General features: G+C 69.7%; 29 protein-coding genes and 1 CRISPR repeat array. Of the genes, 16 read left to right on the forward strand and 13 right to left on the reverse strand.

Annotation, left to right across the window (positions count from 1 at the left end):
• Positions 1 to 13 precede the first annotated feature (13 nt).
• A complete protein-coding gene (locus ACYVIP_RS02685) occupies positions 14 to 1273 on the reverse strand; it encodes an NAD(P)/FAD-dependent oxidoreductase (RefSeq protein ID WP_460391567.1) in 1260 nt (419 codons plus the stop codon).
• Positions 1274 to 1381: 108 nt separating this feature from the next.
• A complete protein-coding gene (locus ACYVIP_RS02690; protein WP_460391569.1) occupies positions 1382 to 2920 on the reverse strand; it encodes a PucR family transcriptional regulator in 1539 nt (512 codons plus the stop codon).
• 166 nt (positions 2921 to 3086) lie between these two features.
• Between ACYVIP_RS02690 and hisG the strand changes: the two genes are divergently transcribed.
• A complete protein-coding gene (hisG, locus tag ACYVIP_RS02695) occupies positions 3087 to 3950 on the forward strand; it encodes an ATP phosphoribosyltransferase (RefSeq protein ID WP_460391571.1) in 864 nt (287 codons plus the stop codon).
• Between the two features lie 99 nt (positions 3951 to 4049).
• Here hisG and ACYVIP_RS02700 read toward each other — a convergent pair whose 3' ends face one another.
• The 3 genes from ACYVIP_RS02700 to ACYVIP_RS02710 form a co-directional block, all read right to left on the reverse strand.
• On the reverse strand, positions 4050 to 4754 hold the full coding sequence (locus tag ACYVIP_RS02700) for a hypothetical protein (RefSeq protein WP_460391573.1): 705 nt from the start codon (positions 4752 to 4754) through the stop codon (positions 4050 to 4052).
• A 255-nt stretch (positions 4755 to 5009) separates the two neighbouring features.
• Positions 5010 to 5333 (reverse strand): hypothetical protein, encoded by a 324-nt coding sequence (locus ACYVIP_RS02705; protein ID WP_460391575.1) that lies wholly within the window; start codon positions 5331 to 5333, stop codon positions 5010 to 5012.
• Between the two features lie 11 nt (positions 5334 to 5344).
• Positions 5345 to 6751 carry a hypothetical protein gene (locus ACYVIP_RS02710; RefSeq protein WP_460391577.1) on the reverse strand — a complete coding sequence of 469 codons (1407 nt, stop codon included), beginning with the start codon at positions 6749 to 6751 and terminating at the stop codon, positions 5345 to 5347.
• A gap of 181 nt (positions 6752 to 6932) precedes the next feature.
• On the opposite strand from ACYVIP_RS02710, the gene ACYVIP_RS02715 reads away from it, so the two are divergent.
• From ACYVIP_RS02715 to ACYVIP_RS02735, 5 genes are read left to right on the forward strand one after another with little or no spacing between them, the layout of a single operon-like run.
• On the forward strand, positions 6933 to 7325 hold the full coding sequence (locus ACYVIP_RS02715) for a GntR family transcriptional regulator (RefSeq protein ID WP_460391579.1): 393 nt from the start codon (positions 6933 to 6935) through the stop codon (positions 7323 to 7325).
• A complete protein-coding gene (locus ACYVIP_RS02720) occupies positions 7322 to 8206 on the forward strand; it encodes an ABC transporter ATP-binding protein (RefSeq protein ID WP_460391581.1) in 885 nt (294 codons plus the stop codon). Before ACYVIP_RS02715 ends, ACYVIP_RS02720 begins: the two co-directional genes overlap by 4 nt.
• Positions 8203 to 9174, forward strand: coding sequence for an ABC-2 transporter permease (locus ACYVIP_RS02725; RefSeq protein WP_460391583.1), 972 nt, complete (start codon positions 8203 to 8205; stop codon positions 9172 to 9174). Before ACYVIP_RS02720 ends, ACYVIP_RS02725 begins: the two co-directional genes overlap by 4 nt.
• Positions 9175 to 9192: 18 nt before the next feature.
• A complete protein-coding gene (locus ACYVIP_RS02730; RefSeq protein ID WP_460391585.1) occupies positions 9193 to 10320 on the forward strand; it encodes an alpha/beta hydrolase family protein in 1128 nt (375 codons plus the stop codon).
• Between the two features lie 38 nt (positions 10321 to 10358).
• Positions 10359 to 10844 carry a VOC family protein gene (locus ACYVIP_RS02735; protein ID WP_460391587.1) on the forward strand — a complete coding sequence of 162 codons (486 nt, stop codon included), beginning with the start codon at positions 10359 to 10361 and terminating at the stop codon, positions 10842 to 10844.
• A gap of 140 nt (positions 10845 to 10984) precedes the next feature.
• Here the strand turns inward: ACYVIP_RS02735 and ACYVIP_RS02740 are convergent, their stop codons facing one another.
• The 5 genes from ACYVIP_RS02740 to ACYVIP_RS02760 all read right to left on the reverse strand — a co-directional run bounded on the left by ACYVIP_RS02740 (position 10985) and on the right by ACYVIP_RS02760 (position 15563).
• On the reverse strand, positions 10985 to 13891 hold the full coding sequence (locus ACYVIP_RS02740) for a CHAT domain-containing protein (protein WP_460391589.1): 2907 nt from the start codon (positions 13889 to 13891) through the stop codon (positions 10985 to 10987).
• Positions 13888 to 14628 carry a hypothetical protein gene (locus tag ACYVIP_RS02745; protein ID WP_460391591.1) on the reverse strand — a complete coding sequence of 247 codons (741 nt, stop codon included), beginning with the start codon at positions 14626 to 14628 and terminating at the stop codon, positions 13888 to 13890. Before ACYVIP_RS02745 ends, ACYVIP_RS02740 begins: the two co-directional genes overlap by 4 nt.
• On the reverse strand, positions 14595 to 14828 hold the full coding sequence (locus tag ACYVIP_RS02750) for a hypothetical protein (protein WP_460391593.1): 234 nt from the start codon (positions 14826 to 14828) through the stop codon (positions 14595 to 14597). The genes ACYVIP_RS02745 and ACYVIP_RS02750 overlap by 34 nt, the downstream gene beginning before the upstream one ends.
• Positions 14829 to 14834: 6 nt before the next feature.
• Complete coding sequence (locus tag ACYVIP_RS02755; protein ID WP_460391595.1) at positions 14835 to 15212, reverse strand: hypothetical protein; 378 nt, start codon at positions 15210 to 15212, stop codon at positions 14835 to 14837.
• A gap of 162 nt (positions 15213 to 15374) precedes the next feature.
• A complete protein-coding gene (locus ACYVIP_RS02760; RefSeq protein WP_460391597.1) occupies positions 15375 to 15563 on the reverse strand; it encodes a DUF397 domain-containing protein in 189 nt (62 codons plus the stop codon).
• 99 nt (positions 15564 to 15662) lie between these two features.
• Here ACYVIP_RS02760 and ACYVIP_RS02765 point away from each other — a divergent pair, with 99 nt between their 5' ends.
• The 5 genes from ACYVIP_RS02765 (at position 15663) to ACYVIP_RS02785 (ending at position 19730) form a co-directional block, all read left to right on the forward strand.
• The gene (locus ACYVIP_RS02765; RefSeq protein ID WP_460391599.1) at positions 15663 to 15890 is read left to right on the forward strand and encodes a hypothetical protein; all 228 of its coding nucleotides are present in this window, start codon (positions 15663 to 15665) and stop codon (positions 15888 to 15890) included.
• A gap of 143 nt (positions 15891 to 16033) precedes the next feature.
• Positions 16034 to 16305: direct repeats of the CRISPR family, unit length 27 nt; unit sequence GGAACAGCCCCGCGTGTGCGGGGACGA.
• A 143-nt stretch (positions 16306 to 16448) separates the two neighbouring features.
• A complete protein-coding gene (locus ACYVIP_RS02770) occupies positions 16449 to 17405 on the forward strand; it encodes a threonine ammonia-lyase (RefSeq protein ID WP_460391601.1) in 957 nt (318 codons plus the stop codon).
• Positions 17402 to 18070, forward strand: coding sequence for a DNA alkylation repair protein (locus ACYVIP_RS02775; protein ID WP_460391603.1), 669 nt, complete (start codon positions 17402 to 17404; stop codon positions 18068 to 18070). The genes ACYVIP_RS02770 and ACYVIP_RS02775 overlap by 4 nt, the downstream gene beginning before the upstream one ends.
• Before the next feature lie 56 nt (positions 18071 to 18126).
• On the forward strand, positions 18127 to 18759 hold the full coding sequence (locus ACYVIP_RS02780; RefSeq protein WP_460391605.1) for an HAD family hydrolase: 633 nt from the start codon (positions 18127 to 18129) through the stop codon (positions 18757 to 18759).
• A gap of 74 nt (positions 18760 to 18833) precedes the next feature.
• Positions 18834 to 19730 carry an aminoglycoside phosphotransferase family protein gene (locus ACYVIP_RS02785; protein ID WP_460391607.1) on the forward strand — a complete coding sequence of 299 codons (897 nt, stop codon included), beginning with the start codon at positions 18834 to 18836 and terminating at the stop codon, positions 19728 to 19730.
• Positions 19731 to 19752: 22 nt separating this feature from the next.
• Here ACYVIP_RS02785 and ACYVIP_RS02790 read toward each other — a convergent pair whose 3' ends face one another.
• The gene (locus ACYVIP_RS02790; RefSeq protein WP_460391609.1) at positions 19753 to 20187 is read right to left on the reverse strand and encodes a hypothetical protein; all 435 of its coding nucleotides are present in this window, start codon (positions 20185 to 20187) and stop codon (positions 19753 to 19755) included.
• 116 nt (positions 20188 to 20303) lie between these two features.
• Here ACYVIP_RS02790 and ACYVIP_RS02795 point away from each other — a divergent pair, with 116 nt between their 5' ends.
• On the forward strand, positions 20304 to 21353 hold the full coding sequence (locus ACYVIP_RS02795) for a zinc-binding dehydrogenase (protein ID WP_460391611.1): 1050 nt from the start codon (positions 20304 to 20306) through the stop codon (positions 21351 to 21353).
• A gap of 11 nt (positions 21354 to 21364) precedes the next feature.
• Here ACYVIP_RS02795 and ACYVIP_RS02800 read toward each other — a convergent pair whose 3' ends face one another.
• Positions 21365 to 21967: a TetR/AcrR family transcriptional regulator gene (locus ACYVIP_RS02800; RefSeq protein WP_460391613.1), complete on the reverse strand. Its 603-nt coding sequence runs from the start codon at positions 21965 to 21967 to the stop codon at positions 21365 to 21367.
• A gap of 81 nt (positions 21968 to 22048) precedes the next feature.
• On the opposite strand from ACYVIP_RS02800, the gene ACYVIP_RS02805 reads away from it, so the two are divergent.
• Positions 22049 to 22903 carry an alpha/beta fold hydrolase gene (locus ACYVIP_RS02805; protein ID WP_460391615.1) on the forward strand — a complete coding sequence of 285 codons (855 nt, stop codon included), beginning with the start codon at positions 22049 to 22051 and terminating at the stop codon, positions 22901 to 22903.
• A gap of 15 nt (positions 22904 to 22918) precedes the next feature.
• Here ACYVIP_RS02805 and ACYVIP_RS02810 read toward each other — a convergent pair whose 3' ends face one another.
• Positions 22919 to 23872 (reverse strand): substrate-binding domain-containing protein, encoded by a 954-nt coding sequence (locus ACYVIP_RS02810; RefSeq protein WP_460391617.1) that lies wholly within the window; start codon positions 23870 to 23872, stop codon positions 22919 to 22921.
• Positions 23873 to 23958: 86 nt separating this feature from the next.
• Between ACYVIP_RS02810 and ACYVIP_RS02815 the strand changes: the two genes are divergently transcribed.
• The 3 genes from ACYVIP_RS02815 to ACYVIP_RS02825 are packed head-to-tail and all read left to right on the forward strand — an operon-like array spanning position 23959 to position 26511.
• Positions 23959 to 24801, forward strand: a complete 843-nt coding sequence (locus ACYVIP_RS02815; protein WP_460391619.1) for an ABC transporter substrate-binding protein — start codon at positions 23959 to 23961, stop codon at positions 24799 to 24801.
• Between the two features lie 4 nt (positions 24802 to 24805).
• Positions 24806 to 25504 carry an ABC transporter permease gene (locus tag ACYVIP_RS02820; RefSeq protein ID WP_460391621.1) on the forward strand — a complete coding sequence of 233 codons (699 nt, stop codon included), beginning with the start codon at positions 24806 to 24808 and terminating at the stop codon, positions 25502 to 25504.
• 11 nt (positions 25505 to 25515) lie between these two features.
• Entirely contained in the window at positions 25516 to 26511 is a 996-nt protein-coding gene (locus ACYVIP_RS02825) for an ABC transporter ATP-binding protein (protein WP_460391623.1), read from the forward strand.
• The last annotated feature ends 66 nt before the right edge of the window (positions 26512 to 26577 follow it).

Raw genomic sequence — 26577 nt, forward strand, 5'->3', positions numbered from 1 at the left:
TGAAAGGGGATGCTCAGCGCAGGGGATCGAGGTCGCGCAGGGCGTCTTGCTGTTTGCCGGTGGTGATCCGCTCGGCCAGCAGCCGGCCGGTGACCGGCCCGTGCGCCAGGCCCCACATGCCGTGCCCGCCCGCGACGAACACCCCGGGCGCGCCGGTCGCCCCGACCAGCGGACACCCGTCCGGCGTGACCGGGCGCGGCCCGACCCAGACGTCGCGCCGCTCGGTCCACCGCACACCGTCCAGCAGCGGCCGCACCGAGTCGACGACCGCGGCCAGCCGCGCCGGCACGCCGGGACTGTCCGGGTCGCGGAACTCCATGGTGCCCGCGACCCGCAGCCCACCGTGGTAGGGCGTGCAGGCCACCCGCACCTCCGGCAGGTAGATCGGGCCGGGGACCGGGCGGTCCACCGGCACGGTGAACGAGTACCCGCGCCCGGACCGCACCGGGGTCCGCACACCGAACCTGGCGGCCAGGCGCGACAGCCACGCGCCGGTGGCCAGCACCGCGACGTCCGCGGTGACCTCCTGGTCGGCGCGGCCGCGCACGGTCACCCCGTGCTCGCCCGCGCGCACGTCGACCACCTCGAAGGCGAGCATGCCAGCGCCCCGGCCGACGACCGCGCGCCCGAGTGCCTGGACGAAGCCGCCGGGGTCGACGTAGCGCTGCCCGTCGACCCGCACGCCCGTGGTGAGCGCGCCGGAGGCCAGCGGGACCAGCTCCCGCAGCTGCTCGCCGGTCACCGGCTGATGCTCGACCGGCTGGCCGGCGTCGGCCAGCCGGCCGAACTCGCGCAGCAGACCCTGGGCCTGCCGTTGGCTCCCGAACGCGGCCGTGATCGGGGCAGCGACGGTGGGTGCGGTGACGCCGTTGCCGGTGAGCACGTCGTAGGCCTCGACGCTCTCCTCGTTGAGCGGCAGGTTCGCCCGCACCGCCCTGGTCCAGGCCGGCCACCGGCAGTGCGCGGCGAAGCGCACCAGGAAGGCCAGCAGCGTGGGGTCGGGCCGCAGCGGGATGTGCAGCGGCGCCGCCGGGTTGAACATCGACCGCAGGCCGAAGCGCAGCACGGCGGGTTCGTTGAGCGGGATCGCGAGCCCGGGGGCGATCCAGCCGGCGTTGCCCCACGAGGCGCCGGCCGCGACCCCCGTGCGGTCGACCACGGTCACCTCGACCCCGCGCTCCTGCAGGAACCACGCGGTCGACAGGCCGACGATTCCCGCGCCGACCACGACCGCCGACCGAGGCGCGTTTCCGCCACGCCCGATGCCGACCATCTCTCCGCCACCTCCACGCACCAACACCGACAAGGCCAGGATGGCGCGACCGGAGACCTGGACGGTTGTTCGGACCGCACAATCGGCGGGCGGGAAAATGGCGACTTCCTACAGGCCCTCGGTGGTCGCCAGATCGATGGTCATGGCGAACCGCCTGCCGGGGTCGTCCAGCCCGAGCGCGGTCAGCTCGGACATCCGGCGCAAACGGTTGCGCACGGTGTTCTGGTGCACGCCCAGCCGCTCACCGGCTGCCGCCAGGTCCCCCTGGGCCGCCAGCCACGCCCGCAACGTGGCGATGTAGTCGGTGGCGTGGTCGCGGTCGTGCCGGCGCAGCTCGGCGACCGGACCGCGCGCCGGCACCCGCCCGGCACTGGCCGCGGCCCGCAGCCGCTGCAACAGGATGTCGTGCCACGCGTCGTCGTAGGCCGGGGCGGGCGCGGCGGCGTCCCTGGCCTCGTGCAGCGCGAGACACTCGTCGGCCTCCTGGCGCCCGGCGGGCAGCTCGGCGGCCGTGGCCGCGGCGGCGATGCCCGCCCACACCGTGGTCTGGCTCGGCAGCGCGGCCCGCAGCGCCGCGAGCCACTCCCTGGCCGCGGTCACGTCCTCGCCGGGCAGCAGGGTGTAGAGGGTGGCGCCGAGCAGCGCGCTGCGGCCGGGGCGCGACCAGCCGAATCCGGTGGTGGCCAGCTCGAAGGCCAGCAACAGCGCCGCGTGCGGCTCGTCGCCGAGACGGGGATGGACCGCGATCAGCCGCATCGGTCCCGGCGGCAGGCCGAGCCTGCTGACCGCCGTCGCCGCGTCCGGGGTGCCCTCCAACAGTCGGATCACCAGGTCGGACTCGACCTGACGTTCCAGGTCCGCGCTCGCCCGGGAGCGCAGCAGGTGCAGTGCCACCGTCCGCGCGCCGGCCACCAGCGCGGCGCGCCGGGCGCCGGTCAGCGGGCGGTCGCAGCTCACCCACACCGACCCGCGCAGCTCACGCCCGGCGCGCACGGCCACGACCATCCGCCCGGCCAGCCCGTACTCGGCGGCGGCCGGTACGAACAGCGGCTCGTCGGCGGCGGCCAGATGGGCGAACACGCCCCGGGCCGCGAACAGCTCCCGGATGTCGTCGGGCACCCGCCGGCGCAGGATGGTGGCCGCCCGCGCCGGATCGGCCTCGTGCTGGCGCAAGCTCGAGTAGGCCAGCAGCCACGAGGACCGGTCCTCGATGAGCACCGCGCAGCCGATCGCCGCGGCCAGGCTGTCGGCCAGCGCGAACAGGTCGGTCGGGCCGCGGCCGGAGTCGGTCTCGCGGCCCTCCAGCACCAGGCCGTAGACCACGCCGGCAAGCTCGCTCCAGGCCACCCTCGGGTCCACGACCAGCACCGCGATGCCCTCGGCGTCGCCGAGGGCGCCGGCCTGCTCGGCCAGCTCGTCGTCGCCGCGCACCAGCACCACGCTCGCCCGCGCGGCCACCGCCCAGCCCACCGCCTCGGCCGCCGACCCGGCGCCAACGGCGAGGTGGACCTCGCCGGCGACGGCCCGGTCGTCGACCGCGTCGTGCACCACCACGCCGCGCAGCTCGGTCGACCGGGGGACCCGGCCGCCGCAGAGCCGGACCCCGTACCCACCGAGCACGTTCACCAGCCGGTCCAAGGTCACCATCTGCGCATGATCCCAGCCCGGGTGGCCGACCACCGGGGGAGCGGCCGGCCGGTTGTTTCGTCGGCGACGGGCACTGATGATCCCAGCCCGGGTGGCCGACCACCGGGGGAGCGGCCGGCCGCTCGCTACAGTGGCGGCGAACCACCGACAAGGCGAGGGATCAGCCATGCTGCGCATCGCGGTGCCGAACAAGGGGTCGTTGCACGGTCCCGCCGTCGAGTTGCTGACCGCCGCGGGGTATCGGGTGCATCGCGAGCACAAGTCGCTGTTCGCCACGGACCCGGGCAACGATGTGCAGTTCGTGTTCCTGCGCCCGACGGACATCGCCCGCAACGTGGGCACCGGGGTGCTCGATGTCGGCATCACCGGTCAGGATCTGCTGGCCGCGGCCGAGAACGTCGAGCGGACCACCGAGCTGCTGCCGTTGGGCTTCGGCAGGTCGGAGTTCTATTTCGCGGCGCCACTCGGCGAGGTGTCCGCGATCGCCGACCTGGACGGCAAACGGGTCGCCACCTCGTTCGCGGCGGTGGTCCGCAACGCCGCGGCGGCGGCTGGGATCGCGGTCGAGATCGTGGAACTGGACGGGGCGGTGGAGACCGCGGTCGACCTGGGGTTGGCCGACGCGATCGCCGACGTGGTGGAGACCGGGGCGTCCCTGCGGGCCGCCGGCCTGCACCCGGTCGGCGCCCCGATCATGCGGTCGGAGGCGGTGCTCGCGCGGGGCGTGCACAGGGCGCTGGACGCCGATGGCGAACGCGCGGTGGACGTGCTGGTCGGGCGGCTGCGGGGGGTGGTGTTCGCCAGGCAGTACCTGATGATCGACTATCACTGCCCGCGCGATCTGCTCGACGACGCGGTCCGGATCACACCCGGTCTGGAGTCGCCGACGGTGGCGCCACTGGTCGATCCGAAGTGGTTGGCGGTGCGCGCGATGGTCCCCCGGGCCGGGGTGAACACGATCATGGACGAGCTGGCCGCCCTGGGCGCCAAGGCGGTGCTCGCCACCGACATCCGATCCTGCCGCCTGTAGCGATCGTGCTCGTGGCCCGGTCTAGTGGCTCGTCCGCGCCCCTGCGCCGCGAGCACGGAGCGTGCCTGCCCGGTCGTGCACGGCGCGCGGAGACTTCAGTCAGAACGGCGGCGGCTCGTCGATCACGTCCTCGGGGAATGGGCTCTCGTCATGCGCCGCATCGCCGCCCAGCCGAGCACGATGCTTCTCGATCCCTGACACGTCCGGCGCTGCGACGGTCAGCATCCACGAGCGCTCCTGCGCACGGTCATATCCCACCGGAGGAACCGTCAGGCGGGCGAGTGCATCACCACAGACGAGGACGCGTGTCTCAGGTTCCTCGCTCGCCAGCGCGACGAACGGCAGCGAAACGAACGACTCCAGGGCCTCCGCGAGCAGCGAGTCCGGCACGATGGCAGTGAACTTCTGCTCGGCCCCGATGATCGCCTCACGCACCGTGCAGTGCACCAAGAACCGCTCGATCCCCTCGCCCGCCCACGCCCAGCCGCTCGATCCCCATTCCTGGGAGTACACCGGCAGCCCTGGAGCCTTGACCTCCACGGCCCAGCGATACCCGTTCTGGTTCTCCACCCAGAACGGAAGCATCCCGTCGCCTTCGAGAGCAACATCACCGATCGGAATCGGACGGTCCTGAAAGGTGATCGGAACTCTCGCGGAGGCGGCAACGGCATGCCAGTCGGCGAGCGCGTCCGGGAGATGCCGCCCCGCGTCGGCGCGCGGACCACCGCTCTCCATCCATGGCCCGTACCATCGACGCACGAAGGCGCTGACGCTGCCGACGTCGATCGAGAGCAACTCGTCCATGGGGCTCTATTACAGCAACGACGTGATATCCCGGACCGTCTGGCCCTGTCCCGACATCAGCACGACGATGGCTCGTCGCATCTTCCAACAAGACCAGTTAACGGGTCTACGTACTGAGACGAGCCACTAGCTCCTGATCGGCCCACATCCCCACCTCGGCGGAGGGTGCGCCGCGTTGAGCTGGAGCGGCCACGCACCCGGTCGGGCAGCCGTTTCGGGATCGGCTGCCCGACCGGGTCACCTCCCCACTCGGGTCTACTCGCGGATGACCACGTGGGTCACCTGGTCACGACGCACCGCCAGGTACCAGTTGCGAAGAATGGTGATCACGCCGCCGACCACGAGACAGGTGAACCCGGCCGCGGCCGAGTCCGCGCCGGAGCTGGCGCCGACGAACAACACCAGGCCGACCACCCCACACAACACCGCCGGCACCATCAGCAACCGGCCCTGCCGCTGCCGGACCAACGTGGCCCTCCGCTCGGTCTGGTGCCGGAGCAGATACCCCTGGCTGATCAGCACCGTGACCCGGTGATCAAGCTCCGCGCCGTCCTGGACGACGACCGACCTGCCGCGCATGTCTCCTCCAGCTACCAGGTGATCGTGTCGATGGCGACGGTTCCGCTGCCGGGCGCGACCTCGAGACCGAGCGCGCCGATCCCCGACACCGCCGGCACCTGCCAGGTCACCGGCACCCACTGCCCGGCGGGCAGCCGCCGTTCGGCGTCCGGAAAGACCGGGCGGTACTGGCTGTCCCGGACGAACGGCCGCACGGTGGTCCCGTCCTGGCCGGCCAGGACCTGGTAGGTCACCGAGGTCCCCGGCGCCAGCCCGGTGAGCCCGTCGCTGGTCCCGACCGCGGCATGACCACCGACGTTCGCGTCCAGCAGCAGGGCCTGCTCGCCGTGCTGGGCGACCGTGGTGGTGGTGCGCGCGTTCGGGGCGCCGTAGAGATCCGACCAGCCCTGCGTGCCGTCCTCGAAGTCGAACCGGGTCTCGTCGCCCGGCGGGTTCGGGTCCGTGTCGCCGATGGCGTCGAAGAACGCCTCGCCCTGGTGGGTCAGCGTGGTCTCGCCCTTGATCAGCGCGAAGTCGCCGTGGTCGGTCGCGGTGTAGATCATCGCGCCGGCGAACAGCGGGCCGAGGTCCCGCAGCGCGGCGACCGCCCTGGTGGTCCACTCCTTGATGTTGGGCTCGTCGCCGTAGGCCGGGCTGGGGTAGCGGGGATCGACGTTCCACTCGGAGATGAAGAACGGCAGGGTCCGGCCGAGCTCGTCGCGCACCCGGTCCTCGATCTCCTGGACGTGCCTTGCCCACGTGGGGATGTCGGCCAGGCACTCGTCCCAGGTCTCGTTCGCCTTGTCGCACACGTACTCGTGCCAGGACAGGTAGTCCGGCTTGTCGACGGCCTCGGCGACGAACTCGCCGACGTAGTCGGCGTCGGCGTCGGAGTTGACCGGGCCGACGAACTTGTACTCGGCGGGCGCCCGCTCGCGCAGCGCCGGCACGACCGCGTTCCAGATGCGCGCGTACTTGTCGGCGTCGACCCCCGCGAGGTCGGACTCGTTGCCGAACTCCAGGTACACCCGGCTGTCGCCGTAGACCTGCTTGGCGAGGTCGATCCGGCGCAGGTTCTCCCGCAGCACGAACGCCTCGTCGCCGGCGGCCGGGCCGCGCAGGATCAGCACCGGGGTGGCCCCGGTGGCCTGTGCGGCCCGCATGACCGTCAACAGCAGGTCGTCGCCGATGGGCTCCTGGTCGCCGTCGAAGTTGCCGCGCAGCGGCACCCGGATCAGCGGCACGCCCTTGTCCCGCAGCAGTTTCTGGGTGGCCTCGCTGGTCACCAGGGTGTCCTCGGCGCTGTAGAACGACATGTTCACGCCGAACGCGGCATCGGCCGGTTCGACCGCCGGTTCGGCGGTCGCGGGCAGCGGAACGGACAGCGTGACCGCGACCGCGATCAGCGCGCCGGACCATCTCTGGCGGTGGGTTGTCATGGGTCTCTTCTCCTTGTGTGGAACCGGGATGACCAGGACGGACGCTAGCCACGGTCGGGTGGTCGACGGCCGCGCGCGGACCAACCTCGGACCACTCTCGGACCGGCGGACCCACCCCCATCTTGATCGCCGTCTAGCTATGCACCTATAGTGCTAGTTAGCTAGTTAAATGGAGGTAGCGGTGATCGAGTTTCACCTGGACGGCAGATCCGGCCTGTCGCCATACCAGCAGCTGGTCCGCCAGGTCCGGCACGCGTTGCGCCTGGGGATGCTGGTGGAGGGCGACCAGCTGCCGAAGGTCAAGGACGTGGTGGCCGAGCTGGCGATCAACCCCAACACGGTGCTCAAGGCCTACCGGGAACTGGAGCACGACGGGCTGGTCGCCGCCCGTCCCGGCGTCGGCACGTTCGTCACGGCCACCCTCAACGGCGGCTCGCTCGCCGCGCTCGGCCCACTGCGCCAGGACCTGCGGCGCTGGCTGAGCAAGGCACGTCGCGCCGGGCTCGACGAGGAGAGCATCGAGGCGCTGTTCATGACCACGTTTCGTACCGCCGCCCGAGAGGACATAGCGTGAATGTGTTGCGCGCCCAGGGTTTGGGCAAGAAGTACACCAAGCGGCGCTGGGCACTGGCCAACTGCGCGATCGACATCCCCGCCGGGCACGTCACCGGCCTGGTCGGCCCCAACGGCGCCGGCAAGTCGACCCTGCTGAACCTCGCCGCCGGCATGCTCGCGCCGACCACCGGCACGATCGAGGTGTGCGGCGGCGTGCCGGGCAGCGGTCCGGCCCAGCTGGCCAAGGTCGGCTTCGTCGCGCAGAACACGCCGCTCTATCCCCGGCTGACCGTCGCGGAGCACCTGCGCCTCGGCGCCGCGCTCAACCCGAGCTGGGACGACGCGCTCGCGCGCAGCCGGGTCGACCGGATCGGCCTGGATCCGGCGCAGCAGGCGGGAAAGCTCTCCGGCGGCCAGCGCGCACAGCTCGCGCTCACCATCGGCATCGCCAAGCGCCCCCAGCTGTTGCTGCTCGACGAGCCGGTCGCGTCGCTGGATCCGTTGGCCAGGCGGGAGTGCATGCGCGACCTGATGGAGTCGGTCGCCGAGCACGGCCTGTCGGTGGTGATGTCCTCACACCTGGTGTCCGATCTGGAACGGATCTGCGACCACCTGGTCGTGCTGGTCGACTCCCAGGTGAAGGTCGTCGGCGAGGTCGAGCCGCTGCTCGCCGAGCACCACCGGTTGAGCGGCCCGCGCCGGGACGTCGACTCCCTGCCGGCCGGCCAGCAGCTCATCTCCGTGCGGCACACCGACCGGCAGACCACCATCTGCGTGCGCTCGGCGAACCCGATATTCGATCCTGTGTGGACAGTTAGCCAGCTCACGTTGGAGGACCTGGTGCTGGAGTACATGAGCAATCCCACCGCCGCCCGGCCGGCACTGGAGGTCCTGCGATGACCTGGTTGACCTGGCGCCAGTTCCGGGTGCCGGCGGGGGTGATCCTCGCTGCGGTGATCGTGATCGGCATCATCCTCGCGATCAGCGGCGCGAGCATGAGCGGTGGCGAGGTGTTCGCCGACCTGAACTTCCTCTACAGCGGCATGATCGTCGTGTCGTACCTGTTGCCGGCCATCATCGGGATCTTCTGGGGCGCGCCGCTGGTGACCCGTGAGCTGGAGGCCGGCACGCAGAGTCTGGTGTGGAACCAGACGGTCACCCGTAGGCGGTGGTTGGCGACCAAGCTGGGGGCCGGCGTGGCGGCCGCCGTACTGTCCACGGGTCTGCTGTGCCTCGTGGTGTCCTGGTTGGGCAGTCCGATCAACGAGGCCAGCGGCGTCGGTGTCGCCGAGGCCCGGATCTCGCCGTTGCTGTTCGGCGCACGTGGGTTCGTCCCCGTCGGCTATGCCTCGTTCGCGTTCGTACTGGGGGTCGCGATCGGGCTTGTGCTGCGCCGCACGGTGACGGCGATGGCGGTCACGCTCGTCGTGTTCGCCGCCGTGCAGTTGACGGTCCCGTTCCTGGCGCGGCCGTACTTCATGCCGCCGGTCGAGGAGACGGTGGCGATCACCGAGCAGAGCGTCGGCATGATCAGGGCCTTCGACGCGGGGGTGGACTCGATCGGGGTGCGGGAGCCGGCGGACGTCTGGGTGTTGACGAACGAGACCATCGCCCCCACGGGAAACGTCGCGACCGTGCTGCCGACCGAGATCCGCGGCTGCCTGATACCAAGGGACGTCAACCGTGGTGCAGGCGAGACGATGCAGAGCTGCATAGCGGGCCTGAACGACCTCGGCTACCACCAGCGCCTCGTTTACCAGCCGAACGAACACTTCTGGCCGCTGCAATGGATCGAGACGGGGATGTTCCTCGCGCTGACCGCGTTGCTGGCCTGGTTCTCCTTCCGCCGAATCCGCCATCTTTCCTGACCCTGAAAGGAGAAACCCATGCGCGCACTCGCCGTCGCCACCGCGCTGGCCGCCGCGATGACCCTCGCACCGGCCGTGTCCTCGGCCGCCGACGCGGCGCCGTACCTGCCGGCCCCGACCGGTCGCCAGGAGGTCGGCGCGAGTTCGTTGTACCTGAAGGACATCTCGCGCCCCGACCCGTGGGTGCCCTCGGTGCCCTACCGAGAACTGATGGTCTCGTTGTTCTACCCGGCGGCCGACACCGACGGGCCGACCAGGCAGTACATGACGCCGACCGAGTCGGCGCGCTATCTCGCGACGGAGGAGATTTCCGACCTGCCGCCAGACGCCCTGAGCAAGGTGGCGACCAACGCCGTGGTCGACGCGCGGCCGGTGGGGCGGCCGCACAGCCGGCCGCTGGTGCTGCTCTCGCCCGGGTTCACCAACTCCCGGGCCACCCTCAGCTCGCTGGCCGAGGACCTGGCCAGCCACGGCTACGTGGTGGCGGTCATCGACCACACCTACGAGAACCGGGCCATGACCTTTCCCGACGGCCGGCTCACCGAGTGCGCGGCGTGCGAGGTCGACCACCAGCCGGGATTCGGGGCGAAACTGGTGACCGGACGGGCGGCCGACGCGTCGTTCGTGCTCGACGAACTGACCGACCCGGGGACGCGGTCGCGGGCGGTGAAGCTGATCGACCCGAGTCGGGTCGCGATGGCCGGTCACTCGGCCGGCGGTGCGAGTGCGGTCCCGTCGATGGTCGGCGACGCGCGGATCCAGGCCGGGATCGACATCGACGGCAGTACCCATGTCGAGATCCCCGAGCCCGGTCTGGCCCGGCCGTTCCTGTTCCTCGGCAGCATGGACGGCTACGTCCCCGGCGAACCAAGCCCGTATGAGGACTGGGAGCGGGACTGGACGCAGCTGACCGGGTGGAAGCGGTGGCTGATGGTGACCGGGACGGTGCACCCGTCGTTCACCGACCTCGGGGTGTTCGCGGGTCAGTTGGGCATCGACCTCGGGGCGAGCATCGACTCCGAGCGGGCGCTGGACATCACCCGGACCTATGTCAGGGCGTTCCTCGACCAACACCTCGGTCGCCGGCCGCAGCCCTTGATGTCGGCACCGTCACCGGCCTACCCCGAGGTGACCTTCATCGGTTGATACTGGGGTCTCCAGGACGGTGTTGAGAGGCGGAGACCATGACAGAGAACGCGGCCGGCATCCGGGAGCGGTTGCGCGGGGAGTACCTGCGGCCCAAGGCCGAGCGTGCGGCGAGCACCGGGCGTGGCCTGCACCACACCGCGTTGATCTCCAGTGACGTCGAGCAGACCATCAGGTTCTACCAGGGCCTGCTCGGGTTTCCGCTGACCGAGCTGATCGAGAACCGGGACTATGCCGGCTCGTCGCACTTCTTCTTCGACATCGGGAACGGGAACCTGTTGGCGTTCTTCGACTTCCCCGGCCTGGAGGTCGGCCCGTACGCGGAGGTGCTCGGCGGGTTGCACCACGTGGCGATCTCGGTGGAGCCGGCGCGCTGGCGGGAACTGGTGGCCAGGCTGAAGGAGGAGGGGGTCGAGCATGTCGTGCACAGCGAGGTGTCGGTGTACTTCGCCGACCCCGACGGCGCGCGGATCGAGCTGATCGCCGACCCGCTCGGCGAGATGTACGGCAACGTCGTGCGGTAGTCCACTGGGGAGGGCCCAGTCACGAGACGCCGGCCGATGCTGTTTCTTTCACGGAACGAGAATCGGTGTGGCACCTGTACGGGTGACCGATATGCGGCACCGAGCACAAAGATGCGCTGGTGCGTGCCAACGCGAGCGGGTCAGGAACCGTGGTAGCTCATTCCCGCCCAGTCCGAGGGATGAAGGTAGGGACGTGCGTCCGGGTCGCGAAGTTGCAGGTTGCGGATGAGACTGAGCATGTCTTGGTCAACGGACGGGGCGACCGCATTTCTGAGGTCGTTGACCTTCTCCATGTTTGTCGTGTCACGTAGCCATTTCTGGGCTGCGCGTAGGGCGACAGCCGGGGGATGATGCTCGTTCTTCCACAGCTGGTAAAAGCGGGCCATCAGCAGGCTGACAGCTTCGCTGCGGATCACCCACTGGGTGGCGATGACACCGGCGAATCCAGCCTGGATCAGCCCGCTGGGCAGACTGACTACCTCGTCGGGCAGGCCGGTTCCAGGGCGGTCGGTATCGCACGCGGAGAGCACCGCGAGGCGTGCCTGATGGCGGGGTCCAGATGCCATCGGCCGCAGGTCGAAGATCTCGCGGAGGGTGAGATCGTGGTCGTCTGCCAGGACCAGTGCGCTGTTCAGCGGATTGCTCGGGTCGGCGTGGCCATGCGAGATGAAGTGCAGGACCTGGGCGTCGCCCCAGGCCGCAACGAGGTTGGCGGAGTTGGCCCGCGGGCCCTCGAGCGTGGTTGCCTGAGGGAACCAGTGCTTGCTCCAAGCCGACTCGGCACGGGCGTACCCGATCGGCGGATGTGATGTGGGGCGAGGGTCCACGACGACGACGAGTCGCTCGGCGGGGATCTGCGCGGCGACGCGCTCGGTGAACGCCAGGCTGTAGCTGTTGGGGCTGTAGGTGATCGTGGTGTCGTCGAGTAGGTAGCGGCGGTTGCTGGGTGCGCCCGGTGCGGGTGTCCAGGCCGCGTGCAGGGGAAGCATGGTGAGCATGCCGGATGGCACGAGGATGATCTGGTCGGTGTTCCCGGTGAGTGACAACGCCGGTGCCATGATCTCCGACCAGGCCCAGCGGGTGATCGCGTCCAGCGCGCCTTCCCATGGTCCCGACTGCGTCGGCAGCGAACGGCGGGTGTCCAGCAGCGCCCGGACGCGCTGTCGCACTGCCGCGCCGGTCATCGCAGCTAACGTGGTTCCCTCGACGCGACCGTCGGGATGCACTGCCAACGCGATTCCCGCATCCTCCGCCGCGGCGAGATACAGGATCACCGAGTTGGACGGAACGGCGCGGTGAATGTCGGTGATGACCGGAGTGCGTAGAAAGCGCTCGTAGCCACCGATCTCGCGGATCGCCTCGATCGCACTGTCGAGGGTATCTCGGCACCGGCGGACATCGGCCGGTGCCGCGCTGCCGCGGGTCGCGTAGTCCAGTTCCTCGGCTGCCAGCCGGTACCGGTGGACCAGTTCGTCATGTGCTGTGCCGACAAGGCGGTCGAGTTCGACCCGGTCTCGCTGCAGTGCCTCGGCGAGTTGCAGGCCCCGTCCGGCGTCCAGGGCGACGACGGCAGCTTCCTGGTGGCCAGCTTGGAACATCGCGCGGGCCGCCTCGGCGGACAGGCCCTGTACGTCGGCGAGCCAGGTCTCCTTGTCTTCGCGGAACAACTGCGTCCGGAACAGGTGTTGAGCGGCCTCGATCGCGTGGCCGTACGCCTCGGTCGCCTCGTCCCAGTCACCATGTTCAGCCGCCCAGCCGCCCCAGAGGCGTGCGGCCGACAAGGCCCATTCCGGCGCGGTGTCCAGACCAAGACGCACTGCTTGCCGGTATGCGGTCTTCGCCGCATCGGCCAACGCGTCATCGACTGTGAGCTCGCTCTGGGACTGCAGGACACGGCCGAGGTTGTATTGCCAGGAGGCCCGCTGCGGCGAGCTGTCCGGGATCAGGCGCAGCGCCGCCCGGTAGTGTTCGATGGCCTGCCCGCCGAGTTCTGGATCTCCGGTCGCACGCGCGGCTTCCGCGAGTGCGTTGCCGGCATTGTTGTGATAGTCGGGCAATCCCCAGTGCGGTACGTCGGCGGCGGCGACCGCGTTGACCTGGAGGTCAACGGCAGTGAACAGGTCCGCCGTGTCCCCGCGAGCGTGGTAACGGGTCAGCAGGACGTTTCCCAAGGAGGACATGGCCCCCGCGCTGTTCGGTTGTTCGTGTAGCGATTCGGTCACCAACCGAACGGCTTCGTCGAGATCGGACCAGCTTTTGGTGCGGAGGTACCGGAAGCGCAGTAATGCGCCCAACCTTCCGTGGACGGTCTTCTCCGCCGCCGGATACGTGGTGGGTCCTCGGTCCTGAAGTTCCTGACGATAGAGGTCGATGGCACGGTTGAGATCGTCCAGATCGCCACGGAGCTCATATCGGTCGAACAGCAGATCGGCCAGCATTCCCCGATGGTCCACCGGTGACGGGGCAGCGACCGCCCGCTCCGCCTGCTCGATCGCCTCGTTCAGCACGGTGATGTCGCCCAGGATGAACGTGACGCGCAGCAAGTTGGCGAGCGTGGAGTGACACAGGGCAGCCAGCGTGGTTCCATGCTCGACCTGCGAGACAGCGCGTCGCGCATGTCGGATACCGCTGGGAATCGCCTCGGGGTCGTCACTCAACTGGAAGAGGAAACGCAGCGTGCCCGCGAGATTGCAGTCCATCCTGACCTGTTCGATGCTGCCGTCGGACACCAGTTGGAGTCCTGCGGTGAACAATCGCACCGCGGACCGCAGATCGTCGACACTGGACTGGTTTCCACCACGCCAGTTGTGGGCGATTCCCGTGCGGTTCAACACGGCGATCCGGAACGTCCCAGGACACCTGGCGAACTGTTCGTCCGCGACGATGCGGTCGAGCATATCGATCAGTCGGCCTTGGTAGGACCGATCTCCGTCCACAACGCAACGATCGAGGTAGGTGCCGGCTTTTGCCAGCGATCGATGAAAACGGCGAGGGGCGTCCGGAATTGGTTGCCACCCCAACAGTTCCTCGGCTCGTTCGCTGTTCATGCGGCATCCCCAGGTTCACCTTCAACGGCAGGACCACGTTCCAGATACGCCGTGAGCCGTCTTCCCGTCTCGACTTCCCGTCTTGGATCGGTAGGCGGCTCCTGACCCACCGAGATGTAGAGTTCGCGGCGGTACAGGTCGTAACAGGTCTGAACTAGCTGGGCGTACCCGGCGGATCCGCTCAGAGCTACCCGGTAGCCGACAATCATGCCCACCAGCGCGATACCCAACGCCCACCACGCGAAGATCGTCCACACACAGAACACCAGGCTCCACAACCACAATCGGGCACCGTTGTCCAGTTGGGTGCGGGCGGCGGAAACCTCGATACGAGCACTTTCGGGCATGGCCATCCAGAGCCGAGGCCAACACACCACCGCGTCCAGGCCGTAGCGATGACGGGAACGCGATTCGGCGGCCTTCAACACGTCGCCGAGCCTGGTCGGCATTCGGTCGCGGGGATCGGGTGGCACACCGATCCGCCACCGGTTCAACGCGGCGTATTCCACATATTCATCGGTCGTCAGTTCTTCCCGGCGGCGGGCCAACGTCCGCCAGCGTTTGACCCGTCGGTCCACGTTCTTCCCGCGCGACGTGATCACCGCGGCCCTCACCGGTCGTGCCCATCGCGGCCAGTAACCTTCGAGCAGTCGGAGCGCCCCGAAGACCAACAATTCGGCAATCTGCGCTGACCCCACCACCATCAGCAACGCCAGCACCGCGAACAGGGCCTGCACACCACCGACGTGGTGCCGAACGACTGTGCCCACCAACGCTCAAGCTGCTGCCAGCCCGAGTCCGGCCAAGTGAACCCGCCGTGCGCCCAGATCCAGGTCAGCAGCCCACCGATCCAGAACGCCAACGCGGGCGAGCCGAGCAGACTCATCCACCGCTCCGCGACCTTGCGCCCCAGGTCGGCTCCCAGCGTACTGAGCACCGAGGCTCACCGAACCCGACGAAGCTGACCGTGGCCGTGTGGGCAGCCCTCGGGGACCGGCTCGCCAACTTCGAAGATCGGGTACACGTACTCACAGCTGGGACACTTGTAGAGGATCTCTGTCGACGGTTCCCCATGCCCCGGCAGATCCAGATACAGCCCGTCCTGTTGGGTCGTGCGACTGGTGTCGGGCTCCTGAGGTAGACGGTGACGCAACTCCTCGCGGAGTGTCTGATCCGTAGTCAACAACGCCATGATCTCGTCGGCCACGAGGGCTCCAGCATCCGCTCGGCTCAGGAGTTCGTCCAACGGCTCGGTGAGGGCGCCAAGAGGCACCTCGGTGCGAATCGTTCGTGCGGCCGCAACGATGTCCTCGTCGCGCATTCCACCTCCAGGACGCATCCGTGCATGCTACTTGGAGTACGCGAGAACGAGTCGTATTTCGTTGCAGGAGAGGGGTTCGGTTGTCTGTTGTTCTGTGGTCCAGCGGTACCCGGTCAACAAAGCAGGCCCCGGCCAGGCCGCTTGGCCAGGGGGTGCTGCTGATCAGCGCGCCGTGATCATGGTGAGGAACGCGCCGGCCGCGCTCCGGCTGAACATCAGCGTTGGTCGGTCGTCGCCGGATAACGTAGCCTGTTTGGTATCCCGGTAGCCGACGACGTTGCCGGCCCATCCCGTCTCCACGCAGGACGAGTTGTCGGCGCTGGCCGAGGACTTACGCCAGTTGTCGATCACTGGATCTCCTTTCGCACCTTCGCTAGCAACGCCCGTGACTGCTTCGGATTGAGCGCCAGGTGACGAAGGGCCGAGCGGGTAACGGGCGCGGCGGCGAGGTTGCTGGACAAGGCAACGCTGGCCGACGAGGCGGTAGCGGAGTCGTTGCGGACGGCGGCAGACGAGGCATCGGAGACCGCAGCGGCGGTGGACCAGGCGGTAGAAGTTTTCGTTGAGGCGACGATGTACGCCGACCTCGCGGCGGATCGGATGGTGTACGCGGTATGGCAGGCGGATGCGGACATGCGACGCGCGCGGATCGCGTTGCGTGACGGGGTCGGTCGATAGGTCGGCCAGTGCTGGCGCAGGATTACTTGCCAGGCGAAGATTTCACCTAGGAGTGTGATCTTCCGGCAGCCGACCATCGACGGAAACAACCCCGCATTTACAGGGACGACACCCGCTACATACTCACCCAGCTCAACGGCCGCGGAACAGCCCTGCGTGTGCGGGGACGACCACAGCGACCGCACAGCCGGTCCTCTTGCAGAGCGGAACAGCCCCGCGTGTGCGGGGACGACAACGCCGGCAACTTCGTGGCCATCCGCAGGCTGGGAACAGCCCCGCGTGTGCGGGGACGATGCGTCCGGATCGAACCGCTCGAGGCGGTCGTAGGGAACAGCCCCGCGTGTGCGGGGACGACGACGAGGCCGAGTTTGGGTTCTACTCGTTCCGGGGAACAGCCCCGCGTGTGCGGGGACGACACTAACTGAGCTGCGATGATACCGGCGGAAGTCCGGTTCTAGCATCACTTTGGTATTTTCTCTACCGGTGTTGAATTGGCCGGAAGCTGATCACGTCACGTGAGCGGTCAAGTCAGCGCAGCTAAGCGGCTATGGTCCCAGCGTGCTCAAGACACGCCTCGATCTTGACCGGATCCGTGCCGCCACCGGCGTCATCGATTCCATGTTCCTGCGCACCCCGACGTACCAGTGCGACACCCTGGGTCGCCACCTCGGCTGCACGGTCACCATCAAACTCGAAACCGCGAACCCGATCCGCAGTTTCAAAGCCCGAGGCACCGAACTGGTCACGAGCCAACTGTCCGCACACCACCACACCGCCGCCGTATGCGCCAGCGCCGGCAACCTCGGTCAAGCCCTCACCTGGTCAGGCAACCGTCGCGGCATCAACGTCACCGTCGTCGCCGCACGGCATGCCCCCGTCGCCAAACTCGACCGGATCCGCGCACTTGGCGCCGAACTGGAACTGGTCGACGGCGACTTCGAGATGGCCCGCGAGCGGGCCATGACCATCGCCCACCAGCGCGGCATCAGACTGATCGAGGACAGTCTCGACGTCGAGACCTGCGAAGGCGCCGCCACGATCGGCCTCGAACTGGCCGACACGGCCTTCGACGCGGTACTGGTCGCCCTCGGTGGCGGCGCGATGGCCACCGGGATCGGCCACGTCCTGAAGTCCCTGACACCCGACCGTCAGGTGATCTGCGTCCAACCCGCTGGCGCGCCGGCGATGACCCGCTCCTGGCACGAACGCCGCGTCATCACCACCGAATCCACGAACACCATCGCCGACGGCGTCGCCGGGCGGGTTCCCATTCCGGAGGTCCTGGACGACCTGCTCGCGGTCGCCGATGACGCCGTTCTGGTCAGTGAGTCGTCGATCGTCGAGGGGATGCGGTTGCTTCTTGAGCACGCGGGCCTGGTCGTCGAGCCGTCGGCCGCGCTCGGGGTCGCCGCCGTGCTGGAGGACCGGGAACGGTTCGCCGGTCGGCATGTCGTTACCGTCATCTGTGGTAGCAACGTCGATCTGGACGCTTATCGTCGCTGGGTGGGGAGGTGACCGTGACGACCGCCGAGGTGCTGGCCGAACTGGCCGCGCTCGAGGATCCGACGATCCGTGAGGTGAACGAGAAACACGGTGACGACCATGGGGTGAACCTCGGCAAACTCCGTGCGGTCGCCAAGCGGTTGAAGACCCAGCAGGAGCTCGCCGTCCAACTGTGGGCAACGGGCGACACCGCGGCGCGGCTGCTGGCGCTGCTGATCTGCCGCCCGAAGGCGTTCGACCGAACCGCGTTGGACGGCATGTTGCGCGCGGCGAAGACCCCCAAGGTCCACGACTGGCTCGTGAACTACGTGGTGAAGAAGAACCCCCACGCCGAGGAACTCCGCGTGGCCTGGACCGCCGATCCGGATCCCGTGGTCGCGAGCGCCGGCTGGGCGCTGACCACCGAGCGGGTGGCCAGGAAACCAGCCGGCCTCGACCTCGTCGCCCTGCTCGACGTCATCGAGGCGGAGATGAGAACCGCGCCCGACCGGCTGCAGTGGGCGATGAACCACTGCCTGGCCCAGATCGGGATCGAACACGCCGAACACCGCGCCCGTGCCATCGACATCGGCGAGCGCCTGGAAGTTCTCAAGGACTACCCGACGGCCCCGAACTGCACGTCCCCGTTCGCGCCCAGCTGGATCACCGAAATGGTGCGCCGACAACACGACAAGTAACTCCCGTTCACGGCATATCCTGGGTTGGGCGGAAGCCAGACGGGGGGATCATGCGCGTGGCGGAACTGTTCACGGAGCGCGATCACGTGCTGGTGGCGTTTGACGGCCCGGTCGCCGAGTTGCCATCCGCAGGTCCGAGGACTGACCGCCTGCGGGTGATGGTGGCCGACAGGCGCCTGCCGCGAAAGGTGGCGCGAACCGAGGATCCCTTCGCCATCCTCGCATTCGCGGCCACGATCGGCCCAGCCACCGAGCGGGCGGTCTACGCGCAGTTGGGCCGGATCGAGCACGAGGTGGTGGCGGCCGCGCGGGTCACGCCCGGCGTCCGCGAGGCCTTTGCCGCGATGGCCGCCGCCGGCACCCAGATCACCGTGGTCAGCAGCCTGGCGACCGCCGCGGTGCGCACGTTCCTGGTGATACACGGGCTGGTGGAGCATGCGCGACATCTCGTCGGACGCACCGGTCCGGACCGCGCCGTCCTGCCGCCGGCCCCGAACCTGATCACCGCCGCGATCCACGGGCGGGCCACCCCGGTGGGGTCGTGCCTGTTCGTCGGCAGCACGGACACCGATCTCACCGCCGCACGTGTGGCGGGCGTGGACACCATCCGCCACCGCCGCCCTGCCGCCGAACCGGCAGAACCACCCAGTACCTGGTTCGACGCACTGTCCGCCACAACAAGGGGATAACCCCGTCAGGCGACCGTTCTGTCGCAAAGCCTCGAGCTGCCACCCCGCCCGCTGCCTCAGTACTGTGATCTCGCATGACCGGCACCGAGATCGAGATCACCGAGGACCTGGTCCGTTGCCTGCTGCGGGAGCAGCATCCAGATCTTGCCGGGCTGACCATCCGCGAGGTTGCTGGCGGCTGGGGCAACCAGATGTGGCGCCTTGGGGACGAGTTGGCGGTGCGTATGCAGCGCATGGACCCAACCCCGGAACTCCAGTTCAAGGAGCGGCGGTGGCTGCCCGTGTTGGCCCCGCGCCTGCCGCTCCCGGTGCCGACCCCGGTGCGGTTCGGCGAACCGTCCGAGCGCTTCCCCAAGCACTGGACGGTGATGACGTGGGTTCCCGGTGAGCCGCTGGACCACGGCACGATCAGCCGCGGCGCCCATGCGGCCGACACGCTGGCTGGCTTCCTCCAGGCGCTGCATGTGGCGGCACCGGCCGAGGCGCCGATCGCTACCGACCGCGGCGCCCATCCCAGGAACTGCGTGGCCGGTTTCGAGAACTTCGTCCAGGCCGTCGCTCTCGACGATATCGCCGCCGACGTCCGGACCGTCTGGGACGACGCCGTTGCGGCCCGCGCGTGGGAGGGCCCGCCGGTGTGGGTGCACGGCGACCTCCACCCCGCGAACGTCGTCGTCTCGGACGGAACGCTCTCGGGCGTCGTCGATTTCGGGGACATGTTCGCCGGCGATCCGGCGTGGGATCTCGCCGCCGCCTGGGTGCTGCTACCCGAGGGCACGGCCGCACGGTTCTTCGACAGGTACGCGCACGCGGATGAGGCGGCGATCCGGCGCGCCCGCGGGCTGGCCGCCATGAAGAGCCTCTTCCTGATGCTCATGGGGCAGAACGGAGATCGGGGCCTCCCCGGCGGCAAGTCGAACTGGGGACCTGCGGGCCGGGCGGCGCTTGGTCGTGTTCTGCGGGGCGTTTGACGAACGCTGCTCTGAATTCGCGTCACGCGTCAGGCGTTGACGTGTTCGCTGGATTACTCGTTTGTCGCGCGGTGGTGATCTGGTCAAAATACCTGTTGCTGTGCGGTCGATACAACAATGTCAACGCGATTCCGGAAACCAGCACCGCGACCATATCGATCACCGCATAGGCGGCACTGTACGGATACGGATCACGGAAGCCCAACACACAGTACGGCAGCAGAAACAGATAGATCACGGCTACGGCCACCACCGCCATGACTCTCGCGGCCTGCCTACCCCTGGCGGCACCGAATGCGCCAGAGACACAGAAGAACATCGACACGACACTCAGGCCGGCGGTGTCGGCGAGATGCCCAGCAACGGGCATCCACAGCACGACAGCGATAATCAGCAGGGTTCGAGCTGTCACCACCTCCCGTGGTCGACGGGCGCGGATCTCCTCAACGCTTGGCACAAGGACCTCCTGATGACTCGCCATGCGGATGGCGCGAGCCCACCCAAGTATTTCCCTGCCCCGCCGGGACCCCTCCCCGCTCCGCGCGGGTCGCGGATCTCTGTCAGGGTGGGGGCGTGACCCGGACGATGACGGCCGCGGTGCTCACCCGTCACGGTGGGCCCGATGCGCTCGAGGTGCGTGACGACTGGCCGGTACCGACTCCTGGTGCGGGTGAGGTGCTGGTCCGGGTGACCGCGGCCGCGGTCAACAACACCGACATCTGGACCCGCGAAGGCGCCTACGGGCTGCCCGGCCGACCGGACGCGCTGGCCGGCTGGCGTGGCCCGCTGCGGTTCCCCCGGGTGCAGGGCGGTGACATCGCCGGCGTCGTCGACGCCGTTGGTCCGGGTGTGCCCGGCGAGTTGGTGGACCGGCGAGTACTGGTCGACCCGGCGATCTACCGGGACGACAGCCGGCACGCCCCGCCGGTCGGGCTGTTGGGCAGCGAAGCCGACGGCGGGTTCGCCACCTATGTCATCGCCATCGCCGACCACGTCCACGACGTCACCACGTCACCGCTGACCGACGAGCAGCTCGCCTGCCTGCCGGTGGCCTACGGCACCGCGATGGGCATGCTCGAGCGCGCCACTCTGAACGCCGGGGAGACCGTGCTGGTCACCGGCGCCTCCGGCGGTGTCGGGCTGGCCCTGGTACAGCTCGCCGCGGCGCGCGGGGCCGAGGTCATCGCCGTCAGTACCGCCGCCAAGGCCGACGCGGTGGCCGACGCCGGCGCGCACCGGGTCGTCTCGCGCGACGTCGGTGACCTCGCCGAGCAGCTCCGTTCGGTGGTCCCGGCGGGGCTGGACGCGGTCGCCGACGTTGCCGGCGGTCCTGGCCTCGCCACCCTGTTGCCGCTCCTGCGCGACGATGGTCGGTGGGTCATCGCCGGCGCGATCGCGGGGCCGGTGGTGTCCTTCGACCTGCGTCGGCTGTACCTGCACAACATCGCGCTGGTCGGCTCCTCCATGCACACGCGGGAACACTTCGCCAAGCTCGTCGAGACCGCCCGCGCCGGTGCGATCGGTCCGCGCATCGCCGGGCGGCACCGCCTCACCGCCATTCACGACGCGCAGCGGCAGTTCAGCCAGGGCCAGCACGTCGGCAAGATCGTCATCACGCCCTGACCGGCGGGCGGTCAGGTGTCGGGGAACAGGTGGTTCAGGCGGTAGTCGATCAGCGCGGTCGCCCGCTCGGTGTCGTAGGCCTTGATCAGCATGCCGGTGAGCAGGCCGGCGGCCATGGTGGCGAGCGAGTCGGCCTCCAGGCGGGGGTCGAGGTGTGGCGGGATCCGGTTTCGCCGCTGGGCCTGGCGGAGCTGCTCGGTGAGCGCGTGCACCAGGTGGGGGGCGAGGGCTTCCTGGTCGGGGGACTGGCCGCCGCGGGTGACGTCCACGGCGAAGTAGGCGATCTGCACCGCGCAGAGCACGCGACCACGGTCGTCGGTCGGCAGCACGCCGAGCAGGTAGGCCCGGATGACGGCGCGTTCGTCCCCGGTCCGCAGCGCCGGGGCGATGCCTCGGCCGGCGCGCTCGCCGCCAAGCTCGGCGACCCGTTGCCAGCCGAACCGCAGCATCTCCTCCTTGGTCGGGAAGTAGTACTGGACCAGGTTCATCGAGATGCCGGCCGCTGCGGCGACGGCACGCAGGGTCACCGCCTGTAGGCCGTGTGCCGCGGCGATCCGGAAGAGCGCCTCCGCGATCTCGCGCCTTCTCTGGTCGTGGTCCACGCGTTTCGGCACGTGAGCACTGTGCCATACCCCTGGCTGTTGTGACCACGGATTGTTACAGTGCAATTGCACTATAATCCTGGGGAGGATCACATGATCGGTGAGTTCGTCGACCAGAAGGCACGGGACCGCTACTTCGCCGCCTACGCGGCGATCCTGCGGAAATGGCCGGTGCCGGCTGAGGAACTGGACATCCGGACGCGGTTCGGCTCGACCCGCGTCCGGCGCAGCGGCACCGGGCAGGACACGCCGATCGTGCTGCTGCCCGGGATCATGGGCACGTCGGTGTCCTGGTACCCGTACGTCGCCGAGCTGTCCGCGCGGCGTCCGGTCTACGCGGTCGACACGCTCGGCGAAGCGGGACACTCCATCCAGACCCGCCCGCTGGCGACCAACGACGACCTGGCGGACTGGCTCACCGACGTGCTCGCCGGCCTCGGCCACGAGCGGGTGCACCTCGTGGGGCTCTCCCGCGGCGGCTTCCTGGCGCTGAACCTCGCGCGCCGGTCCGCCGACCGGCTCGCGAGTGTCATCGCCGTCGAACCGGCGGGGTTCGCCTGGATCGGCACGCGGTTCATCCTCTGGAGCTTCGTCGAGATGTTCCGCTGGCTGCTGCCCTCGGCGATCCTGCGCCGGATCACGTCCGGGGACCCCGCCGTGCGGCACACCTTCCGGCCGCTGCTGTTCGCCGGCTTCCGGTACCGGGCGCGCCTGCCACCGCAACACCTGTTCACCGACGACGAGTTACGCGCGATCGACGTGCCGACCCGGCTCATCCTCGGCGGACGCAGCAACATCCACCGTGCCGACGAGGTCGCCGCCCGCGTCGGTCCGCTCAACTCCCGGATCCGCACCGAGACCGTGCCCGGGGCCACCCACCAGCTGACCCTGGAGGAACCCGGCCTGGTCACGCGCCGGATCCTCGGCCTCGTGTCCGACATCGGGTGAACCGCCCTGAATGCCTCATTCGGGACGTTCAACGTCCCGAATGAGGCATTCAGGGCTTTGCAGGTGGGCGATGGTGCCGGTGTTGTTCAGGTCGTAGCCGCCGAGGGCGGTGATCGCGGCGTGCATCGCCGGGTCGTGCACGGCCGCCAGCAGCGGGGCGGCGGCGTCGAGTGCCTCGGCGGCCAGCACGAGGTCGTAGTTCTCCCAGGCCACGGGGAGGAAGTCCAGGTCGAGGTCCACGGCGGCGGCGCGCACGGCCAGGCCGGCGTCCGCGGCGCCGACCGCGACGGCGAGGGCGACCTCGAGGTGGGTGCCGAACTCGGGGCCGGTGACCTCGGTGGGCCCGACGCCGGCGGCGGTCAGGGCGTGGTCCAGGAGTACGCGGGTGCCCGTCCCTGGACTGCGCATCGCCACGCGCAGGCCGCGGAGCTGGGGCAACTCGGTGATTCGGCGTGGGTTGCCGGCGGGGAGCAGCAGGCCCTGCTCCCGGCGCCACAGGTGCAACAGGATCGGCTGCCTGCCGCGCAGCACCGCCCGCGCGAACGGCGCGTTGTAGACCCCGGTGTGGTGCCGCAGATGCGCGGTCGCGCCGTCCGCGGTGTTCGCGGCGACCGCCGCCAGGCCGTGCAGGCTCCCGCGCGCCGGCACGACCGACACCCGGTCACCGAGCTGACGCAGCAGCAGGCTCATCGCCGGGTCGTCGCTGCCGGCCAGCCGGAACACCGAGGCGCCGGCCAGCAGGCGCCGTGCCTTGCTCTGCCCGTCCGCACTCACCCGTGCCCGGCGCCTCGGCTCGATCACGAGCACCCCGTGCTCGGCCAGGTGCCGGTAGGCGCGGCTGGTGGTGGCCGTCGTGGTGGCCTTGTCGGTGGCCAGGTCGCGCACGCTCGGCAGTTCCGTGCCCGGCGCCAGCTCGCCGGCGACCACCATGCTGGCGAGCTCGGCGCTGAGATCCAGGTAACGAGTCACGGTTTCCTCGGCGGGTTGTTGTCTTGGCGCGTCTGTGATGCTACAGATGCGATCACGACTGGAAAGGGCGGTGAACCATGTTTCGGATGGTGCTGGCGTCGATCGCCGTCCTGGTGACGGTCACGGCGTGTGGCGGCCAGGACCAGCTGGCCGGGCCGTCGGACGAGAAGTCGCTGATCCTCGCGACCACCACGAGCACCCAGGACTCCGGCCTGCTCGACGAGCTGCTGCCGGCGTTCACCGAGGACACCGGCTGGGCGGTCAAGCCGTTGGCGGTGGGCAGTGGGCAGGCCATCGAACTTGGCCGGCGCGGTGAGGCCGACGTCGTACTCGTGCACTCGCCGAAGGCCGAGGAGGAGTTCGTCGCGGAGGGCACCGCCGGGCAGCGCAGGCTGGTCATGCACAACGACTTCGTGCTGGTCGGGCCGGCGGCGGACCCGGCGGGGATCCGCGGCGTGCCGGCGGCGGAGGCCATGAGGAAGATCGCCGCCGCGCGGGCCGGGTTCGTCTCCCGAGGCGACGAGTCGGGTACGCACTCCCGGGAGCTGCAGCTGTGGGAGCAGAACGCCATCGAGCCCGCCGGCACGTGGTATCGCTCGACCGGCCAGGGGATGGGCGCCACCCTGCAGGTCGCCAGCGAGACCTCGGCCTACACGCTGACCGACCGGGCGACCTACCTGACCCAGCGGGACAACCTCGACCTCGACGTGCTGAACGAGGGCGACAAGGCACTGCTCAACATCTATCACGTGATCGAGATGACCACCCAGGCCGGCGACCGGGTACAGCCCGACGGCGCGCAGGCCTTCGCCGACTGGATCGTCGGGGCCGACGCGCAGCGGATGATCGGCGAGTTCGGCACCGAGGACGGCGGCCAACAGCTGTTCGTGCCGGACGCGGGCAAGGACGAAGCGGCGCTGGGGAACTGATCGCGTGGACGTGCTCGGCGACGGTCTGCTGGAGGCGTTTCGCCTGCTGTTCACCGGCGACGAGGGCACCTGGGCGATCACCGGCCTCACCCTGCGGGTCTCCCTGAGCGCCACGCTGGTCGCCTTCCTGCTCGGCGTCCCGGCCGGCGCGGTGCTCGCGCTCGGCCGGTTCCGCGGCCGGCGGCTGCTGATGGCCGTCGCGAACACCGGGATGGGATTGCCGCCGGTCGTGGTCGGGCTGTTCGTCACCGTGTTGCTGTGGCGCGACGGGCCGCTCGGCGCGTTCGGCCTGCTCTACACCCCGACCGCGATGGTGATCGCCCAAGCGGCGATCGCCACGCCGGTCGTGGTCGCGTTGACCGCTGCGGCCCTCCAGCAGGTCGACCCGGACTTCCTGCTGCAGATGCGCGGGCTGGGCGCCACCAGGCTCCGCGCGCTCGGCTCCCTGCTGCGGGAGGCGAAGCTGCCGCTGCTGGCCGCGGCCATGGCGGGGTTCGGCGCGGTGGTCAGTGAGGTCGGCGCCGCGCAGATGGTCGGCGGCAACCTCGCGGGGGAGACCAGGGTGCTCACCACCGCCGCGGTGCTGGCCACGAGCCGGGGGCAGTTCGCGCTGGCGATCGCGTTCGGGCTGGTGCTGCTGGCCATCGCGTTCGTCGTCAACCTGGCGGTCACCCTCGCCCAACACCGGCACACGGCCGACTGAATGGGTAACTGATGAGTATCGGCTGTCGCGACCTGCTGGTCACCGCGGCTGGGCGTGACCTGGTCGCCGTGCCGGCGTTGGACATCGCCGCCGGGGAGACCCTCGCGGTCCTCGGGCCGAACGGTTCGGGGAAGTCGACGTTGCTGCGGGCGCTCGCGCACCTCGGCCGCGTGTCCCGGTCGGGCACCGTGCTGCTGGACGGCCAGGCCGCCACCACCGCGCAGTTGCGCCGCGCGGTGGCCGCGGTGCTCCAACGCCCGGTGCTGCAACGCGGGACCGTGCTCGACAACGCCGCGGCCGGGCTGCGGCTGCGGGGGGTGTCGCGCCGGGAGGCGCGCAGGCGGGCGGCGCCGTGGCTGGCCGCGCTCGGGGTCGACACGCTGGCCGCCCGGCGGGCCAACAGCCTGTCCGGCGGGGAGGCGCAGCGGGTGGCGATCGCGCGTGCGCTGGCCGTCGCGCCGAGGGTGTTGCTGCTCGACGAGCCGTTCACCGGGCTCGACGCCACCACCCGGACCGATCTGCTCGCCGACCTGCGCGCGGCGCTCGACCGCCAGGACGCCGCGGTCCTGCTGGTCACCCACGACCGGGAGGAGGCGCGGGCCATCGCCGGGCGCACCGCGCTGTTGGTCGACGGACAGCTCCGCCAGCTCGGCGCCACCCAGGACGTGTTGGACGCGCCGGCGGATCTGGCGTGCGCGAGCCTGCTCGGGTTCACCACGCAACTGCCGCCCGAGCTCACCGGCCGGGAGGGCACCCTGGTCGCCCGGCCGGAGCGGTGCCATCCGCTCGCCGAGGACCAGCCGGCGCCGCCGGACACCGTGGTGGTCGATGGCGTGCTGCGTCGGGTCGTGCCGTTGGGCGGCGCGCTCCGCCTGGATGTGGACACCGCCGTCGGGGCGGTCACGGCGGTCACCACCGCCGAGGTCACGGCCACTCCCGGAAGCGCCATCCGGATAGCGACCGCGGCCGAGCATTTGCGTCGAGTTGGTCAGAACGAAGGAAGGTAGTTCGACTTCTTCGTCGTGTCAATGATTACGCGCGGTACCGTGCTATTCACGTGATCTAAACGTTGT

The sequence above is a fragment of the Actinophytocola sediminis genome (assembly GCF_054779715.1).